The 16,921-nt window shown below is 69.2% G+C and carries 17 protein-coding genes; 6 read left to right on the top strand and 11 right to left on the bottom strand.

Annotation, left to right across the window (positions count from 1 at the left end; all coding sequences use genetic code 11):
* Positions 1–11: 11 nt before the first annotated feature.
* The 5 genes from CFP71_RS24690 to CFP71_RS24670 form a co-directional block, all read right to left on the bottom strand.
* Positions 12–686, bottom strand: coding sequence for a TetR/AcrR family transcriptional regulator (locus tag CFP71_RS24690; RefSeq protein ID WP_093936316.1), 675 nt, complete (start codon positions 684–686; stop codon positions 12–14).
* A 4-nt stretch (positions 687–690) separates the two neighbouring features.
* Positions 691–1,875 carry an MFS transporter gene (locus CFP71_RS24685; RefSeq protein WP_093936315.1) on the bottom strand — a complete coding sequence of 395 codons (1,185 nt, stop codon included), beginning with the start codon at positions 1,873–1,875 and terminating at the stop codon, positions 691–693.
* A 53-nt stretch (positions 1,876–1,928) separates the two neighbouring features.
* Positions 1,929–2,687 carry a class I SAM-dependent methyltransferase gene (locus CFP71_RS24680; protein ID WP_093936314.1) on the bottom strand — a complete coding sequence of 253 codons (759 nt, stop codon included), beginning with the start codon at positions 2,685–2,687 and terminating at the stop codon, positions 1,929–1,931.
* Between the two features lie 169 nt (positions 2,688–2,856).
* Positions 2,857–3,891, bottom strand: coding sequence for an L-glyceraldehyde 3-phosphate reductase (gene mgrA / locus CFP71_RS24675; RefSeq protein WP_093936313.1), 1,035 nt, complete (start codon positions 3,889–3,891; stop codon positions 2,857–2,859).
* Positions 3,888–4,847: a helix-turn-helix transcriptional regulator gene (locus CFP71_RS24670; RefSeq protein WP_244199815.1), complete on the bottom strand. Its 960-nt coding sequence runs from the start codon at positions 4,845–4,847 to the stop codon at positions 3,888–3,890. Before CFP71_RS24670 ends, mgrA begins: the two co-directional genes overlap by 4 nt.
* Positions 4,848–4,909: 62 nt before the next feature.
* Here CFP71_RS24670 and CFP71_RS24665 point away from each other — a divergent pair, with 62 nt between their 5' ends.
* Genes CFP71_RS24665 through CFP71_RS24655 form a run of 3 tightly spaced genes read left to right on the top strand, consistent with a single transcriptional unit; the run spans position 4,910 to position 8,604 of the window.
* Positions 4,910–6,355, top strand: a complete 1,446-nt coding sequence (locus tag CFP71_RS24665; RefSeq protein WP_093936312.1) for an MFS transporter — start codon at positions 4,910–4,912, stop codon at positions 6,353–6,355.
* Between the two features lie 21 nt (positions 6,356–6,376).
* On the top strand, positions 6,377–7,258 hold the full coding sequence (locus tag CFP71_RS24660; protein WP_005155088.1) for an AAA family ATPase: 882 nt from the start codon (positions 6,377–6,379) through the stop codon (positions 7,256–7,258).
* Entirely contained in the window at positions 7,255–8,604 is a 1,350-nt protein-coding gene (locus CFP71_RS24655; RefSeq protein ID WP_093936311.1) for a vWA domain-containing protein, read from the top strand. The genes CFP71_RS24660 and CFP71_RS24655 overlap by 4 nt, the downstream gene beginning before the upstream one ends.
* 19 nt (positions 8,605–8,623) lie before the next feature.
* Here the strand turns inward: CFP71_RS24655 and CFP71_RS24650 are convergent, their stop codons facing one another.
* Both CFP71_RS24650 and add read right to left on the bottom strand, forming a co-directional pair.
* Positions 8,624–9,469 carry a lytic transglycosylase domain-containing protein gene (locus CFP71_RS24650; protein WP_093936310.1) on the bottom strand — a complete coding sequence of 282 codons (846 nt, stop codon included), beginning with the start codon at positions 9,467–9,469 and terminating at the stop codon, positions 8,624–8,626.
* 132 nt (positions 9,470–9,601) lie between these two features.
* Positions 9,602–10,576, bottom strand: a complete 975-nt coding sequence (add, locus tag CFP71_RS24645) for an adenosine deaminase (protein ID WP_093936309.1) — start codon at positions 10,574–10,576, stop codon at positions 9,602–9,604.
* Positions 10,577–10,728: 152 nt separating this feature from the next.
* On the opposite strand from add, the gene CFP71_RS24640 reads away from it, so the two are divergent.
* Positions 10,729–10,947 carry an antitoxin gene (locus CFP71_RS24640; protein ID WP_093936308.1) on the top strand — a complete coding sequence of 73 codons (219 nt, stop codon included), beginning with the start codon at positions 10,729–10,731 and terminating at the stop codon, positions 10,945–10,947.
* Positions 10,948–10,959: 12 nt separating this feature from the next.
* On the opposite strand, the gene recQ is transcribed toward CFP71_RS24640, so the two are convergent.
* From recQ to CFP71_RS24625, 3 genes are read right to left on the bottom strand one after another with little or no spacing between them, the layout of a single operon-like run.
* The gene (gene recQ, locus CFP71_RS24635; RefSeq protein ID WP_093936307.1) at positions 10,960–12,792 is read right to left on the bottom strand and encodes a DNA helicase RecQ; all 1,833 of its coding nucleotides are present in this window, start codon (positions 12,790–12,792) and stop codon (positions 10,960–10,962) included.
* Between the two features lie 48 nt (positions 12,793–12,840).
* On the bottom strand, positions 12,841–13,671 hold the full coding sequence (locus CFP71_RS24630) for an SMI1/KNR4 family protein (protein ID WP_093936306.1): 831 nt from the start codon (positions 13,669–13,671) through the stop codon (positions 12,841–12,843).
* 9 nt (positions 13,672–13,680) lie between these two features.
* Positions 13,681–14,037, bottom strand: a complete 357-nt coding sequence (locus CFP71_RS24625) for an ArsR/SmtB family transcription factor (protein WP_093936305.1) — start codon at positions 14,035–14,037, stop codon at positions 13,681–13,683.
* Positions 14,038–14,136: 99 nt separating this feature from the next.
* On the opposite strand from CFP71_RS24625, the gene CFP71_RS24620 reads away from it, so the two are divergent.
* Positions 14,137–14,649 carry a mycothiol transferase gene (locus CFP71_RS24620; protein WP_093936304.1) on the top strand — a complete coding sequence of 171 codons (513 nt, stop codon included), beginning with the start codon at positions 14,137–14,139 and terminating at the stop codon, positions 14,647–14,649.
* Positions 14,650–14,706: 57 nt separating this feature from the next.
* Positions 14,707–15,270: a hypothetical protein gene (locus CFP71_RS24615; protein WP_244199814.1), complete on the top strand. Its 564-nt coding sequence runs from the start codon at positions 14,707–14,709 to the stop codon at positions 15,268–15,270.
* Here CFP71_RS24615 and CFP71_RS24610 read toward each other — a convergent pair.
* Positions 15,267–16,139: a hypothetical protein gene (locus CFP71_RS24610; protein ID WP_093936303.1), complete on the bottom strand. Its 873-nt coding sequence runs from the start codon at positions 16,137–16,139 to the stop codon at positions 15,267–15,269. The two genes, CFP71_RS24615 and CFP71_RS24610, sit on opposite strands and share 4 nt — an antisense overlap.
* Positions 16,140–16,921: the final 782 nt, after the last annotated feature.

Here is a 16,921-nt window from a genome sequence, read left to right as displayed (position 1 = left end):
CGCGGCTCCCGTCAGTAAGCGCGCCGGAGGTTGGCGCGGTCGATTTCCGCGGTCGCGCGGAAGAGGGCGATGGCGTCCGGTGCCGCCGCGCGCACCTTCGAGGCAGGCGGAGAGGCTGTCGGCTGGAACGCGCGAGCGACGGTGTCGGCCAGCAGTCCGGCCGCGGCTTCGGGATCCGCGGCCGCTGGGGCGAGCAGGAAACCGTGCAGGACGGCTTGATACGCCGTCGCCAGGTCTTCGACCTTCAGATCGGTGCGGATCAGCCCGTGCTCGGCCTGCGACCGCAGATAGTCCAGGAACGCCTCGTGGTGCCGGGGATCCTGGTTGTCGTGGAGCTTCGCCGCGAGCTTGCCCAGCACGCCGGAGTCGGCGAGGTACGGCGCGTGGAGCAGGGGCCTGCGCACGACGTTGAGGAACTGGGTGCGGGTCATGCGGTGCAGCAACGTGAGTTCTGGATCGTCTTCGAACGCCTGTGTCAGGTCTTCGATGGACCGGGCCGCCTCACGCAGCATCACCGCGAGGAACAGCTGTTCACGGGTCTTCCAGTGCAGGTACAGGGTTCCCTTGCCGACGCCGGCGTGCTCCGCGACGTCCTCCACGGTCACCCGCCGGTAGCCGTGCCGCAGGAGCAGGTCGGCGGCGGCGTCGAGGATGCGTTCGGCGCGTTCCCGCCGGTCTTCGGTCACGAAGCTAGTTTATGACTGATTTTGAAATCTGGTCAAGCGATGTCCGGCGGAGTCTCACCATGGCGATCACGCCCAGCAGTGGCCCGACGGCCAGCGCGGGAGCCGCGGCCCGCCAGCCCACGGCGTCGGCGAGCACCGGCAGGCCCTGGATGGTCAGCGCGCTGAGCAGGAACCCGATCGCGGTCTGCGCGGTGAGCGCGGTGCCGACGTAGCGAGCGTCCGCGGCTTCGCTCAACGCGGCGGAGAACTGGCCGGAGTCGGCGATCGCGGCGACACCCCAGACGAACAGCAGCGTGCCCAGCACCGCCGGGTGCGCACCGAAGACGAAGGCCGAGATCAGGCAGCACGTCCCACTGACGGCCAGCGCCGCGAGCGCGACGTCGATCCGCCCGAACCGGTCCGAGAGCGCGCCGCCGAGCAGACAGCCGATCGCCCCGCCGACGCCGATGACGGTGAACGCGAGCAGGCTCACCGAACGCTGTGACGCGGCCGCCGCGTAGGCGGGGATCCACGTCCAGAACGCGTAGAGCTCCCACATGTGACCGAAGTAGCCGAACGCGATCAGCCGCTGGCGCCGATCGCGCGCCATCGTGAGCAGGTACCGCGGTTCCCACGGCGGCGAACGCCGGGCGGCAGGCCCGACATGGACGAAGAGCACGGCCAGTGCCGCCGCGCCGAGAGCCAGAAGGGCCGCGACGACGAGCACCGTCCGCCACTCCGGGAGGCTCCCGGCCAGCAGATGGGGTGACGCCGAGCCGAGCGCGAGCGCGGCCAGCAAGACACCGAGCGCGAGCCCACGGCTGTTCGGGAACCACGAGACGACGATCTTCATCCCGACCGGATAGACCCCGGCCAGTGCCATCCCGGTGCCGAACCGCAGCAGTACCGCGAGCCAGAACTGGTCGCCGCACAAAGGAAAGAGCAACGTCAACAGGGCACCGGCCGCAGCGCTCGCGGCCAGCAGCCGCTCTGGCCGGAGCCGGTCCGCGAGGTTGGCGACGGCCGAGACCAGCGCGCCCGCCGCGAAGCCGACCTGCACCGACGCGGTGAGCAGCACGGTGCCCTGAGTGGACAGTGCCCATTCGGCGCGCAGGGCGGGGACGACGCTCGAAGCGGAGAACCACAAGCCCATGGCGAGGATCTGGGCGGCGGAGGTGAGCGCCAGCTGGCGCGGTGCGGAGCTGGACACGCCCGCAGGTATCGCACCCGCGAGCGCGTCCACTCAAGACATCGAGCCGGTGATCACCCGAACGTGTGGCCGGGCTTGACCGCTTCCACGAGCACACGCCGCGAATGCGCGACGAACATCCCGTCGGTCTCGATGATCCGATGGAGTTCCGCGAGCTTGTCGCGATATTTGTCGACTTCGAATCCCGGCACGATCCAGATCACCTTACGGAGGAAGTGGACGATCGCGGCGAGGTCGAAGAACTCCATCCGCAGTTTCGCCGGTTCGAGCCGCTCCACCCGCAGCCCGACGGCCTCCGCTTCGACGCGCAGCACCTCCGGCGTCCAGTCGCCGTAGTCCTGCGGACCGAGGAAGAACTCCTTCAGTTCGCGGACGGTGCCGGCGCCGATCTGTTGCGACAGAAAGGTTCCGCCCGGTCGCAGCACCCGGGCGATCTCCCGCCACGGGTTCTCGATCGGATGGCGGCTGCTCACCAGATCGAACGATTCGTCCGGGAAGGGCAAAGGCGCGTCGTACTCCGCCTCCACTACCTCGCCACCCAGGGGCGCGAGGGTTTTCCGCGCCACCTCGACGTTCGGCGGCCAGCCTTCGGTGGCGGCGAGGACCGGCGGCGGTTTCGGGATGCCCGCGAGCACCTCACCGCCGCCGGTCTGCAGGTCCAGCCCCGCCGAAGCCGCCGCCATGCGTTCGCCGAGCAGCCGCGAGTAACCCCACGGCGGCCGTTCCTCCGTGGCCCGGCCTTCGAACCACGAGAAGTCCCAGCCTTCGACCGGGACGGCCTCTCCTTCGGCGAGCAGCTCTTCGAACGTCATGTCCGCAGTCTCGGTCCCGCCGCCGGATGGGGCAACGCGATTTCGGGCCGCGACTGGTCTCCGCCGTCCCAAGATCACACCGCAGGGTGGTGAAGGGCCCCTTCGCTACCGTCAGGGTAGGTAAGGAGGCTTTCACGGTCACGCGCTGACCTCAGGCGTCCGTCGGCTCCTATCCAGCGTCGGTCGAACGCTTCCACAGGTTGATGTCGGCCTCGGTGGCGTAACGGTCGATCTCGGCCAGCTCTTCGTTGGTGAAGTGCAGGTTCTTCAGCGCGCCGACGTTGTCCTCCAGCTGGGCGACGCTGCTCGCGCCGATCAGCACCGAGGTCATCCGCGGGTCGCGCAGACCCCACGCCAGGGCGAGCTGCGCCAGCGTCTGGCCGCGCCGCCGGGCGATCTCGTTCAGCGCCCGGATCTTGCCGAGGGTGTTCTCGGTGATCGTGTCCGGGTTGAGCGACTTCCCTTGCGCCGCACGGGAATTGTCGGGGACGCCGTCGAGGTAGCGGCTGGTCAGCAGGCCCTGCGCCAGCGGCGAGAAGGCGATGCAGCCCGCGCCTTCTGTTTCGAGCGTGTCGAGCAGTTTGTCGCCTTCGAGCCAGCGGTTGAACATCGAGTACGACGGCTGGTGGATCAGCAGCGGCGTGCCCAGTTCCCGCAGCAGCCGCGCGGCCTCGGCGGTCTTCTCCGACGAGTACGACGAGATGCCGACGTACAGCGCGCGCCCCGAGCGGACGGCGCTGTCGAGCGCGCCGACCGTCTCTTCGAGCGGCGTCTCGGGGTCGAAGCGGTGCGAGTAGAAGATGTCGACGTAGTCCAGGCCCATCCGGCCGAGCGACTGGTCCAAAGAGGACAGCAGGTATTTGCGCGAACCCCATTCGCCGTACGGGCCCGGCCACATGTCGTAGCCCGCCTTGGTCGAAACGACCAGTTCGTCGCGGTACGGCTTGAAGTCCGAAGCCAGCAGCCTGCCGAAGTTCTCCTCGGCCGAGCCGTAGGGCGGGCCGTAGTTGTTGGCGAGGTCGAAATGGGTGATGCCCAGGTCGAACGCGCGCCGCGCGATGTCCCGCTGGGTACCCAGCGGCTTGTCGTTCCCGAAGTTGTGCCACAGGCCCAGCGAGATCGCGGGCAGCTTCAGACCGCTGCGCCCGGTGCGGCGGTAGGGGATGCTCTCGTATCGGCCCTCGGCCGCGACATAGGTGCTCACGGCCCGATGCTAGCCGCCGTGAACAGAGTGGCGACGGACGCGAGGTGATCTTTGAACGCCGAAGGGCCCTCGACCTCGAAGGGCGCCCCGATGGCGGCGAGGATCAGCACGGGCCAGTCGAAGGTGTCGACGTTCATCTTCAGGCGGCAAGACGTCTCGTCGATCGCTTCGAGCATGCCGCCGACGTACCGCACCGCGGCCTCGACCCGCGCTTTCGGCGCCTCGACCCGGACGACCAGCGTATGTGTGGTCGGCCTGGCCTTGATCTGGGCTTCGACGAATTTGACCGCGTCCCCGCCCGGGACCTCGCGCGGCCGGTAGCGGGCGCCGGTGGTGCGCGGGTCGCTGAGCCTGTCGACGCGGAAGGTGCGCCAGTCCACCCTGTCGAGGTCCCAAGCCACCAGGTACCAGCGCCGTCCGAGTGAGACGAGCCGATGCGGCTCGACCAGCCGCGCGGACTCCTCGCCACCGCGTGCCGCGTAGTCGAACTTCAGGCGCTCGTCGTCCCGGCACGCCTGCGCGATCACCGTCAGGCTGGCGGCGTTGACCCGGGGACCGGTGACGGCGGCCGGTGTCGTGTACGCCTGGAGCGCGTCGACGCGTCTGCGCAGCCGGGGCGGCATGACCTGGACGACCTTCGTCAGCGCGCGGACCGACGTCTCCTCGATGCCTTCCACCGAACCGCCCGCCGCCGTCCGCAGGCCGACCGCGATGGCCACGGCCTCCTCGTCGTCCAGCAGCAGCGGCGGCATGACCGTGCCCGACCTCAGCTGGTAGCCACCCGCGACACCGCGGCTCGCGTTGACCGGATAGCCCAGTTCCCTGAGCCGCTCGACGTCGCGCCGCAGCGTCCGCTCGCTCACCTCGAGCTTGTCGCTCAGTTCGATCCCGGTCCAGAAGCGGTGTGTCTGCAGAAGGGACAGCAATCGCAGCATCCGCGCGCTCGTGTTCGCCATGAATCCAGGTTCGCTCCGATTCCGGTCAGAAAGTGGCCGGAATTGACTTTAGCGTTGTTCCCATGACGATGACACTGGACACCACGGGCGCCGTGACCACGGAAGACGCGCCCGTCGAAAAGCCGTACCGCTGGCGCTGGCCCGCCCTGTTCGTGATCCTGACCGGCTCGGTGATGGAACTGCTCGACATGACGGTCACGAGCATCGCCGGACCGGTCATGCGGGCCTCGCTCGGCGGCGGCACGGCGATGATCCAGTGGCTCGGCGTCGCCTACACCCTCGCGATGGTGTCCGGCCTGCTCACCGGCGGACGGCTCGGCGACATCTTCGGCCGCAAGCGCATGTTCCTGATCGGCGCGATCGGCTTCGTCGCCGGTTCGCTGCTCTGCGCGGTCGCGGTCAGCCCGGAGATGATCATCGCCGCCAGGGTGGTGCAGGGCCTGTTCGGCGCCGCGATGGTCCCGCAGGGCCTCGGCATGATGAAGGAGATGTTCGCTGGGAAGGAGCTGCAGTCCGCGTTCGGCATGTTCGGCCCGGTGATGGGGCTCGCCGCGGTCGGCGGCCCGATCCTGGCGGGCTGGCTGGTCGACGCCGACCTGTTCGGCACCGGCTGGCGGATGATCTTCCTGATCAACCTCCCGATCGGCGCGCTGGCCGTGCTCGCCGCGGTGAAGTTCCTTCCCGAGTCCCGGCCCGGCGGTTCGCTCAAACTCGACCTTCCCGGTGCGCTGCTCGCCACGACCGGCGCGCTGCTGATCGTCTTCCCGCTGGTCCAGGGCCGTGAGTACGGCTGGCCGCTGTGGACGTTCGCGATGATGGCCGCCGCGATCGTGGTGTTCGGGCTGTTCGCGTGGTTCGAGAAGCGCAAGAGCCGTCTCGGCGGCGACCCGCTGGTCGAGCCCAGCCTGTTCCGCAAGCGCAGCTTCCTCGCCGGAATGGCGACCGGGACGATCTACTTCGCGGCGTTCTCCGGCTTCGGTCTCGTCTTCACGCTGTACCTGCAGCTCGGGCTCGGTTTCTCGCCGCTCAAAGCCGGGCTGACCGGGGTGCCGATGTCGCTGGGGATGATCGTCGGCATGGGCCTGGTGCAGGTGGCGCGCAAGCACGGCCGCAAGGTGCTGCACACCGGCGCGCTGATCATGGCCGCCGGCGTGGTCGCCCTGCTGTCGCTCCTCGGCCCGGAGGCCGGCCCGTGGCTGCTCGCCCCCGCGCTGGTGGTGGTCGGGATCGGGTCCGGACTGATCATGGGGCCGTACTTCGAGATCGCGTTGTCCGCGGTGGAGCCGTCGGAGGCCGGATCGGCGTCGGGCGCGCTGACCTCGCTCCAGCAGGTCGGCGGCGCGCTGGGGATGGCGCTGCTGGGCACGGTGTTCTTCGACGCCGGGACCGCCGACCCGACCGACGCCGCCCAGCGGACGTTCTGGGTGGTCGCGGTGATGGTGATGCTCACCTTCGCGGTCGGGTTCCTGCTGCCCAAGCGGATCCGCGACGTAGAGTCGGCCGGGTAGGCGATCGAGCTGGGAGGCCGTGTGGCTGGGACCGGGTACTTCACATCCGTCGAAGACGTGACGGCGAAGCTCGCCGACACCGGTTACCTGGCTTCGGCGGCCGTCGCCACCACGGTGTTCCTCGCGGACGCCCTCGGTAAGCCGTTGCTGATCGAGGGCCCCGCGGGGGTCGGCAAGACCGAGCTGGCGAAGGCCGTCGCGCAGGCGAGCGGCTCCCGGCTCGTGCGGTTGCAGTGCTACGAAGGCGTCGACGAGTCGCGTGCCCTGTACGAGTGGAACCACGCGAAACAGCTTCTCCGGATCACCGCGGGCAAGGACGAGACGTGGGACGAAGCCCGCAACGACATCTTCGGTGAAGAGTTCCTGCTGGCCCGGCCGCTGCTGACCGCCATCAAGGGCGACGAGCCGACCGTGCTGCTCATCGACGAGACCGACAAGGCCGACGTCGAGATCGAGGGTCTCCTGCTGGAGGTGCTCGGCGACTTCCAGATCACCGTCCCGGAACTCGGCACCATCACCGCCGGGCGCAAGCCGTTCGTGGTGCTGACGTCGAACGCGACGCGGGAACTCTCCGAGGCGCTGCGACGGCGTTGTCTCTTCCTGCACATCGATTTCCCCGACGCCGCGCTGGAACAGCGCATCGTGCGGCTCAAGGTCCCGGGTGTCGACGACGCGCTCGCGGCGTCCGTGGTCAAGGTGATCACCGCGCTGCGGGCGATGGAACTGCGGAAGGCGCCGTCGGTCGCCGAGACCATCGACTGGGCCCGGACCCTGCTGGCGCTCGGCGCGGACAGCCTCGGCGAGGACGTCGTCCGCGCGAGCCTCGGCGTCATCCTCAAACATCAGGACGACGTCGTGAAGGCGGACGCGAGGCTGGAACTCGGCAAGGTTCTCGACTCGTGAGCGGCGTGCCGGGCAGGCTCGTCGAATTCGTGGAAGCGTTGCGGGAACACGGGATCCCCTGTGGCCCCAGCGAAACTGTCGACGCTGCCGCGGCACTCGAAGTGCTGGGCCTGGCCTCTCGCGAGCAGATGCGGGAAGGGCTCGCGGCCGCGCTCGTCAGGCGCGGCGGCCAGCGAGCGGTTTTCGACGCGACCTTCGACATCTACTTCCCGCTCGGCGTCGGCGCGCCATCGCACGATCCCGTCGACGACCTGGCCGCGCTGCGCGACCGGCTCGCCGCCGCGCTCGCCGCGAACGACCAGACGGACCTGACACAACTGGCCGGGCTCGCCGTCGACATGCTGGGGGAGTACGGCGGCACGGCGGGGACCGGCGGCTGGTCGGCGCACCAGACGCTGGAACGGCTCCAGCCGCAGACGCTCGTGGTCCGTGTCCTCGAAGCGATCCGCGCGGGCGCTTCGGACGATTTCACCGACAGGCTGGACCGCGACGACGTCCGCCGTCGTGTCGAAGGTTTTCGCGGGCTGGTGCGCACCGAAGCGCGGCGGCGAGTGGCCGAAGTCCGTGGCCGGGAAAGGGTTTCGCGGCACGCCGTCCCGCCCGCCGCCGACCGTGTCGACTTCCTGCTCGCCAGTCGCGCGCAACTCGCCGAACTCCGCCGGGTCGTGCAGCCGTTGTCGCGCAAGCTCGCCACCCGGCTGGCAGCCCGGCGACGGCGGCACGCTCGCGGGCAGATCGACCTGCGCCGGACGTTGCGGCGTTCGCTGTCCACCGGCGGCGTCCCGATGCGGCCGTCGTACCGGCGGCACCGGCCGGGAAGGCCGGAAATCGTGCTGCTGTGCGACATGTCGGGGTCCGTGGCCGGGTTCGCGAATTTCACCATGCTGCTGGTGCAGGCCCTGCGGGACCAGTTCGGCAAGGTGCGGGTGTTCGCGTTCATCGACGCCTGCGACGAGATCACCCACCTCGTCGACACCGGCGCGGCCGACCCGGAGGACCTCGGCGCGCGCATCCTCGCCGACGCCGAGCTGACGCGCTGGGACGGGCACAGCGACTACGGGCACGCGCTCGGCGAATTCGCCGAGCGGTACTCGGATGCTGTGGGTCCCAGGACATCTGTGCTCATCCTCGGCGACGCCAGGACCAACGGCGGCGACCCGAACCTGGCCGCGGTGCGCGGGATCGCCGCCGCGGCGAGGCATACGTACTGGCTCAACCCCGAGCGGACCGCGCTCTGGTCCACCGGCGATTCCGAGGCGCACGCCTACGCGGAGGTCGTCGAGATGCACGAATGCCGGAACGTGCACCAGCTGACGAAGCTGGTCACCCGGCTTCTGCCCGCCTGAGGCTTCGTCTTGTAAGGCTTCAGCGCGGCGCCGGCGCGGGGTCCGGCTTCAGTGCCGCCTTCCCGTACGCGTCGGCGTTGCTGAACACTTCCTGCCCGTACTGGGTGGAGTTGTTGTAGGTCAGCACCGCGGTCCACCAGCCGGTGGGCTTGGCGAGGTCGCCGCCCCGCGCGCACATGTACCGCGCTGTCGTCAGCGCGGCGTCGTCGATGTTCTGCGGGTCCGGCGCGGCGCCGTCACCGCTCGCGCGGACGCCGTACCGCTTCCAGGTGGCGGGCAGGAACTGCATCGGCCCGACAGCCCGGTCCCATTTCGCGTCGCCGTCGAGGGCGCCCTTGTCGGTGTCGACGACCGCCAGCACGCCGGGGGAGCCGTCGAGCGGGATGCCGATGATCGGCGGCGTCACGACGCCGTCCTCGCCGGCGCGGGAACCGTCGTGCCGGGCGTGCTGGGATTCGGTGCGGCCGATCCCGGCGATGGTCGCCCAGGTGATCTTGCAGCGCGGGGTGGTCTTCGCGGTCTTCTCGGCCGCGTTCACGTACGCCCGCAGCGTGCGCGAAGGGATGTCCGTGTTCTCCGACACCTTCGCGATCCAGGCTTCCTTCGAGGCCTCCGCAGGCAGCGGTCCGGCGTCGCCGGGGATCGCCGAACGCGGCTCGGGAGTGAGCGCGGGCACGGTGAACACCGGTTTGACCGGTACCGGGTCGCGGCCGTTGAGACTGACCCCGACCCAGACGGCACCGGCCATCAAGGCGCCCACGACCAGCAGTGAGAGCATCACGCAGCCGCGCGGGCCGCGTTTCCTGGACGGAGGCTGCTGCCACTGGTCCATGAGGTCCAGCGTCGAACGGGACGAAGCGGTCACCGGACCCACCGTACGGGACGTTTGTGGAGATCCTGTGTGGCGCGCTGCCCGGGTGAGCCGGACCACCCCGCGTTTCGTCCTCTGAATGCGGTACTTGCGTACGCAACTACCGCATTCAGAGGACGAAACGCGTCAGGCGAGCCAGGTGTCGATCTCCGCGTGGATCGAACGCTTCAGTTCGGCGGGCGCGAAAGACGCGTCGACGGATGCCCGGGCGAGACCGGCGAGCGCGAGGTCGTCGTAGGCGAACGCCTCCCGCGTACGCAGGAATTCGTCGGCCAGCGTCGTCCCGGTGATCGATGGGACATCGGTGCTGAGGGTGACCACGAGCCCGGCGTCGACCAACCGGGGGAGCGGGTGCTCCTCGAACGACGGCACGAGCCCGAGCGTCACGTTCGACGACGGGCAGACCTCCAGCGCGATACCGCGTTCCCGCACCTCGGCGACCAGGGCGACGTCCTCCAGGATCCGGATGCCGTGGCCGATCCGTTCGGCGCGTCCGACGTCGAGGGCCTCGCGGATACTGTCGGGGCCGGCGTCCTCCCCGGCGTGGTGGATCAGGCGCAACCCCGCCTCCCCGGCTTCGTCGCAGATCCCGGCGAAAGGCGCGAGCGGGTACTTCTCCTCCCCGGCGAGGCCGATCGCGAACACCCCGTCCCCGGCGTACCGGCGGGCCAGGTCGAGCGTGAGCCGCGCGCGTTCGACCGACCGGCGGCGCGAATGGTCCAGGATCACCCGCCAGTGGAGTCCGTGCTCGGCCGCCCCCGCCGAAAGTCCTTTGAGGACGGACGCCAGCGGCATGTCCGGCTCGCCCAGCCGTTCGCCGTGCGACGCCGCGGTGAAGGTGACCTCGGCGTAGCGGACACCTTCGGCGACCTGGTCCTCGCAGAACTCACGCGCCACCCGTTCGAAGTCCTCCGGCCGCTGGAGACACGATCGAAGGAGCCCGTTGTAGTCACCGAACGCGCGGAATCCATCGAACACGGGTTGTTCCGCGGGGACGTCGACGCCGTTCGACTCCCCGAGGTCACGGAGCGTGTCCGGTCGGATCGTGCTTTCGAGGTGGACGTGCAGATGCGCCTTGGGCAACAGCGAAAGATCCCGCATGAGCCCGAACTTAGCGGCCGCCGTCCTCGCCGCGCGCCCCGTTTTCCGGCACCTGGTATCCGAAATGAGTGATTTGGCACGCTGCGGGGAACCCAGGGGCCATCACCGGTCGTTGTGCAGGCAACCAGACGACCCCGAGGAAAGGGACCATCGTGGCTCTACTGCGGAAGTTGACCGCCCTGGCCGGCACCGCCGGGGCCGTGCGCGCCTACGTGCGCAAGAACCCCGAGAAGGTGTCCAAGGCCGTGAACAAGGCCGCGACCTTCGTCGACCACAAGACCAAGGGCAAGTACCACAGCCAGATCGACGGCGCGGTGCGCAAGGTCGACGGGATGACCGGACGGCCGCCCCGTCGCCCCTACGAGCACTGAGTCATCTAGGGACTAGGCGTCGGCGAGCGTCTCGAGGATCTGCTCGCCGTACTTCGCGAGCTTGTTCTCACCGACGCCGCTGACCGTACCCAGCTCCTGCAGCGTGGCGGGCCGTTTGGTGGCGATCTGGCGCAGGGTCGCGTCGTGGAAGATCACGTACGCGGGCACTCCCTGCTCCTTCGCCGCCGCGGCTCGCCACGAACGCAGCAGTTCGAACACCGGCGCCGCTTCGGCGGGCATGTCGGCGGCCGCGGCCTTCTTCGCGCTGGACCGGGCCGCGGCCTTGGCCGCCCGCTCCGGCTCCCGGCGCAGCTGGACCTTCCGCTGCCCGTTCAGCACCTCGGCGCTGCCCTCGGTCAGCACGAGCGAGCCGTAGTCGCCCTCGACGGCGGCGAGCCCCTGCGCCAGCAGCTGCCGGACCACGGCCCGCCACTCGGGCTCCTTCAGCTCCGTGCCGATCCCGAAGACCTTCAGCGAGTCGTGCCGGTGCTGGGTCACCTTCGGCGTCGACTTGCCGAGCAGGATGTCGATGATCTGTCCCGCGCCGAACTTCTGCCGCCGCTCGTTCTGGAGCCGGACGATGGTGGAGAGGAGCTTCTGCGCCGGGATCGTGCCGTCCCATGTCTCCGGCGGCGCCAGGCAGGTGTCGCAGTTGCCGCAGGGCTCACTCCGCTGCCCGAAGTAGGTCAGCACCTGCACCCGGCGGCATTCGACCGTCTCGCACAGCGCCAGCATCGCGTTGAGATGGGCGCTCTGCTGCCGCTTGTGCGCGTCGGATCCCTCCGACATGTCGATCATCTTGCGCTGCTGGACGACGTCCTGGAGGCCGTACGCCAGCCACGCCGTCGACGGCAGGCCGTCCCGGCCCGCACGACCTGTCTCCTGGTAGTAGCCCTCGACGGACTTCGGCAGGTCCAGATGCGCGACGAACCGTACGTCCGGTTTGTCGATGCCCATGCCGAACGCGATCGTCGCGACCACTGTCAGCCCGTCCTCGCGCAGGAATCGCGACTGGTGCTTCGCGCGCGTCCGCGCGTCCAGCCCGGCGTGATAGGGAACCGCCGGGATCCCGTTTTCCACCAGGAAGTCCGCGGTCTTCTCCACCGAATTCCGGGACAGGCAGTAGACGATCCCGGCGTCGCCCTTGTGCTCGGTGCGCAGCAGCTCCAGCAGCTGGCGCTGCGGCGAGTTCTTGCCGACGATCCGGTACTGGATGTTCGGCCGGTCGAAGCTCGCGACGAAATGCCGCGCGTCTTCGAGGTTGAGCCGGGACGCGATCTCGGCGTGCGTCGTCTTGGTGGCCGTGGCGGTGAGCGCGATCCTCGGCACGTCCGGCCAGCGCTCGTGCACCGCGGACAGCATCAGGTAGTCGGGCCGGAAGTCGTGACCCCACTGGGAGACGCAGTGCGCCTCGTCGATCGCGAACAGCGAGATCTTGCCGCGGTCGAGCAGCCGCACCGTGGACTCGACCGAAAGCCGTTCCGGGGCGAGGTACAGCAGGTCCAGCTCACCGGCGAGGAACGCGGCCTCGACCTTGTTCCGCTCGGTGTAGTCCTGGGTCGAGTTGAGGAATCCCGCGCGCACGCCGAGGTTGCGCAGGGCGTCGACCTGGTCCTGCATCAGCGCGATCAGCGGTGAGATGACCACGCCGACCCCGGGCCGCACCAGCGCGGGGATCTGGTAGCACAACGACTTCCCGCCGCCGGTGGGCATGAGGACGAGCGCGTCACCGCCTGCGATGACGTGTTCGACGATCGCGTGCTGGTCACCGCGGAAGTCGTCATAGCCGAAGACGCGGTTCAGCGTTTCGAGGGCTTCCGAGGTACCGATGTCGGGGGCTGCCACCCGGACGATTCTAGGGGCGGGGTCCGACAGTCGACACGGCCGCGCACCTCAGCGCGGGATGTCCCAGTCCAGCGCCCGGTTTTCGGTGACGACCGGCCGGTAGCCGTGGATGACCGGCCCCCCGGTTTCGAGCGCTGTCGCGGTCTGCTCCAGCAGTTCGGTCAGGGTGGGCGGCCAGTGATCGAAACTCACCGATCCCTCGTGGTCCCACTCGCCGAGCCGCCCGGTGGCGGTGCGCTGGTCGAGGAACAGGCCGTCGCCCCCGCCGTTGACGGCGATCGGCACGAACCGCCCGTGCCACCAGTAACCGACGCTGTCGTCCGACCCGCTCGAGTTCAGCACCTCGCACATGACCTTCGCCTGGCCTTCCAAGGTTTCCGCTGAGGCGAGGTGGTGGAACGGCGGAAGGGCGAAACTGTCACCCATGCCCGAAACGCCGTCGTGCCGCAGAAGAGACGCGACAAGTTCGGCGGGGAAGGCGACGCCGCTACGCCGTTGGGCTTCGGTGATCCGTGCGATCGTCGCCGGCGGGCGGAGGGTCGCCGCCGTCGTCGGCGCCTTGGCCTTGAGCCAGCGTTCGACGCGGTCCCAGGCGGCGTTCACCCGGCGGGTGGTGGCCTCGGGAACCGGGTCGAGCTCGGCGGGGCCCTGGCCGAGACGGCAGCCGCTGTCGACGGTCAACGTCGGCCGCGTCGTGGGAATGGGTGCGGCGGTCGAGTACGACGGCGTCTTCGGTGTGCTGATCGGGGCCTGCTCGGCCGAGAGCCAGCCCATACCGTCGGATTTCCCGCGCCGCATCGTGACCGCGAAGACGAGCCCCAGCACGATGACGACGCTCGCGACGGCGATCACCACCGCGCGCCCCCACTGCTTGCGCATGGGGAGAGCTTAGGCGCTGTCCTGGTCCTCCTCGGCGGCCTTCCGGCGTTCGCGACGGCCGCGCGCGATTTCGGTGGCGAGCGCGTCGAGCGGACCGGTCCAGAACCGCCGGTACTGCTCCAGCCAGCCGTCGATCTCCTTGAGCGGGCCGGGATCCACCGAGTACAGCCGTCGCGCGCCCTCGGCGCGGACCGTGGTGAAGCCGTTTTCGCGCAGGACACGCAGATGCTGGGAGACCGCGGGCTGCGAGATGCCGAATTCGGCGCGCACCACCGTGGTCACGTCACCGGAACTCAGTTCCCCGCCCGTCAGCAGCTCCAGGATCCGGCGGCGCACCGGATCCCCCAGGACGTCGAACGCGTGCATCCGGCAACTATCACGGCCTGGGCTTATATAAGTCAAGGGTGCAAGGCAGGGGTCACCTTGCGGTGGCATCGTGGACGGGACACACCGGAAGGGGAATCGATGAAACTGGCCGAAGTGGTGGCCGACGGATTCGGCCGCGTCCAGGAGGTCGTACACGGATCCGTCGAGGACCTCGACGCCGGGCAGCTGGCCTGGAGCCCGGCACCGGGCGCGAACACGATCGCCTGGCTGGTCTGGCATCTGACCCGGGTGCAGGACGACCACATCGCCGGCCTGATGGGCACCGAGCAGCTCTGGACCTCGCAGGGCTGGCTGGACCGGTTCGCCCTGCCGTTCCCCGCGGCCGACATCGGCTACGGGCACCGTCCCGAGGACGTCGACGCGGTCCGGGTCGACTCCGCCGACCTGCTGACCGGGTACTACGACGCGGTGCACGAAGCGACGGCGGCCTGGGTCGCGGGCCTCGGCGAGGACGACCTCGACCGGATCGTCGACGACGCCTGGGACCCGCCCGTCACCCTCGGCGTTCGGCTGGTCAGCGTGCTTTCCGACGACCTCCAGCACGCCGGGCAGGCCGCGTACCTCCGAGGGCTCGTACTGCGCGATACGTAGCCGAGGTGCCGCTCCCCGACGGACGACGGAAGCCCCGCCCGCCGGAAAACTGGGCGCATGAGTACTTCCACAGTGCGGCGACCGCCGATGACGCTCAGCCCGCGGTGGCGGAAGTTCGTCCTCGTCGTCCATGTCGTCTCGTCGCTCGGCTGGCTCGGGATCACCCTGGTGAACGCGGTCCTGACCTTCACCTCCGTGTTCACCGAAGACGCCCGGCGTCAGCACGCGGCGATCTTGATGATGGACCAGATCGGCGGTTACCTCCTGGTGCCGGTGAGCCTGACCGCCCTGGTCAGCGGGATCGTGCTCAGCGTCGGCACGAAATGGGGACTGGTCCGGTACAAGTGGGTCGCGATCAAGCTCGTGCTGACCCTGATCGCGACCGGGTTGACGCTGTTCTCCCTGCTGCCGGGGCTGCGTGAGCTGGCGGCGGCGGCCGAGTCCACTATGGATGGTGTGCTGGTACCGGCGGGCCGCCGGGTGGACGGGTTCTATCCGATCATCGTGTCCTCGACGATGTACCTGACCATGACCGTGCTTTCGGTGTACAAGCCCGGCGGGAAGACGGCTCATGGACGCCGGGTGACCGCGACACGGGCCCGCGAACGTCAGCCCGCCTAGAACTGCTTGAGCGCCTCGTCGATCCGTTCCGCTTCGGCGCGCAGATCGTCCAAGACGGTCTGCGCGGCGGTGGTCTCGTCGTTCGCAGTCTCTTCCTCGAGTTCGGCGTCGGCGAGCCGCCGCCGGAGCTCGTTCGCCTTCTCCGTGGCTTTCTCGGTGCGGCGCTCGGCGCGGGCGAGGTCGATTTCGGCCTGTTTGCAGGCCTTCACGAGATCGGCCGCCTCGCGCCGGAGCCGGTTGAACTCCGCAAGTCGTTTCTGTTCGAGTTCGGCCTCTTCGCGGGCCTTGGCGATCCGCTTCTGCTCGGCCTTTTCGGCGGCTTCGCGCTTCGCTTTCCGCCGGTCGTCCAAATGCGACACGGTGGCGGGCTTTTCCCGCTCCGGCGCGGGTTTCTCGCGCTTCGGCCGCGGGATGAACCCGGTGGTCAGCCACTGGTCGCCGGTGCTGTCGGCGCCGCTGCTCAGACGACCGGCCAAAGCCAGCGCGGCTACTTCGGGATCGGCCACGACGGCTTCGAGGGTCGCTTCGACTTCGCGGGTGACAGGCTCGCTCATCGAGCGCTCGCCCTGGAGGATCCGGTTCACCAGTTCCTGACGCCGCCGGGTGAGCTTGCGCAGTTCCGCGCCCGCCAGCGCCGAATGCGCCTTGCGCAGGTCGTCACCCAGTCTGGCCAGCTCCGCCAGCTCCGGGGAGCCAGCCCGGCGATTGAGGATCGTAGCCGCGAGGGTGGGTTTCCGGAGCGCGCGGATCCGCTCGGCCAGCGCGGCTTCACCCGCGGCCTTGGCCTCTTTCGCCCGCTGGTTGCGCACCGGTACGAACTCGGCCGGATCGCCGGCGTAGAGCTCGTCCGCGACCTCGTCGAAGTCCATCGTCCTCCGCAGGAGCAGTAGCCGGTCAGTGCCGGATCAAGTGTCTGTCACGTCCGTCGATGATCCCACGAGACTGCGGAGCTTTCAGCTTTTCGGGGATACCCGGTCATGTTCCACTCTCGCCTCGACGACCCGCTCGACTTTGTGGACGTCGGGTATCGAATCAGCGACGCCGCCGGACGACTGCGAAGCGCTCATGGCGGCGCAAGCCGGACGCCAGTTCTTCGGTGCTCAGCTGTCGTAGGCTTCCGAAGCTCCCGGCGGGTGCCGATCAAGAAGTCGATGCCCTTGAAATGGTCATAAAGCGCCTGGGATTCTTTACGGGAAGAGACGGCCGGACGACGAGGGGTTGTTCTTCGATTCGCGCACCGCGCGCAGTGTGGCGCCGGTGGTGTCGAGCGGCTGTTCGAAGGTGAGCACGACCGCATCCGACGATTCGAGCGCGCTCCGTAATCTCGCGGTGTGAAAGTCAGTGGGGACCAGGCGGACCCGTTTCCGGTTCATCCACGAGAGGTACCTTCCCCATCCGGGAGGGGGCATGAGCACCGCCACGACCGGTGACATCGCGTTCGGTGTGATCTTGACCAGCTCCGTGCTCAGCCCTGGTCCATCACCGCGGAACCGATCACCGTGAGCGTCGCCCAGAGCCATTCATGGATCCGGTCCCACCGCTCCACCAGCCGCTCGCCGACGCCGACGGCGTAGAGCGAGGCGATCTCCTGACAGCCGGGGAGCCGTTCCGCGGGCAGGCCGAGTGAAAGCGCGGTGTCGACGATCGCGAG

Source organism: Amycolatopsis thailandensis (assembly GCF_002234405.1).
GTDB lineage: Bacteria > Actinomycetota > Actinomycetes > Mycobacteriales > Pseudonocardiaceae > Amycolatopsis > Amycolatopsis thailandensis.
Note: the sequence above shows the minus strand (reverse complement) of the source record. Positions and strands in the feature narration are given on the sequence as shown.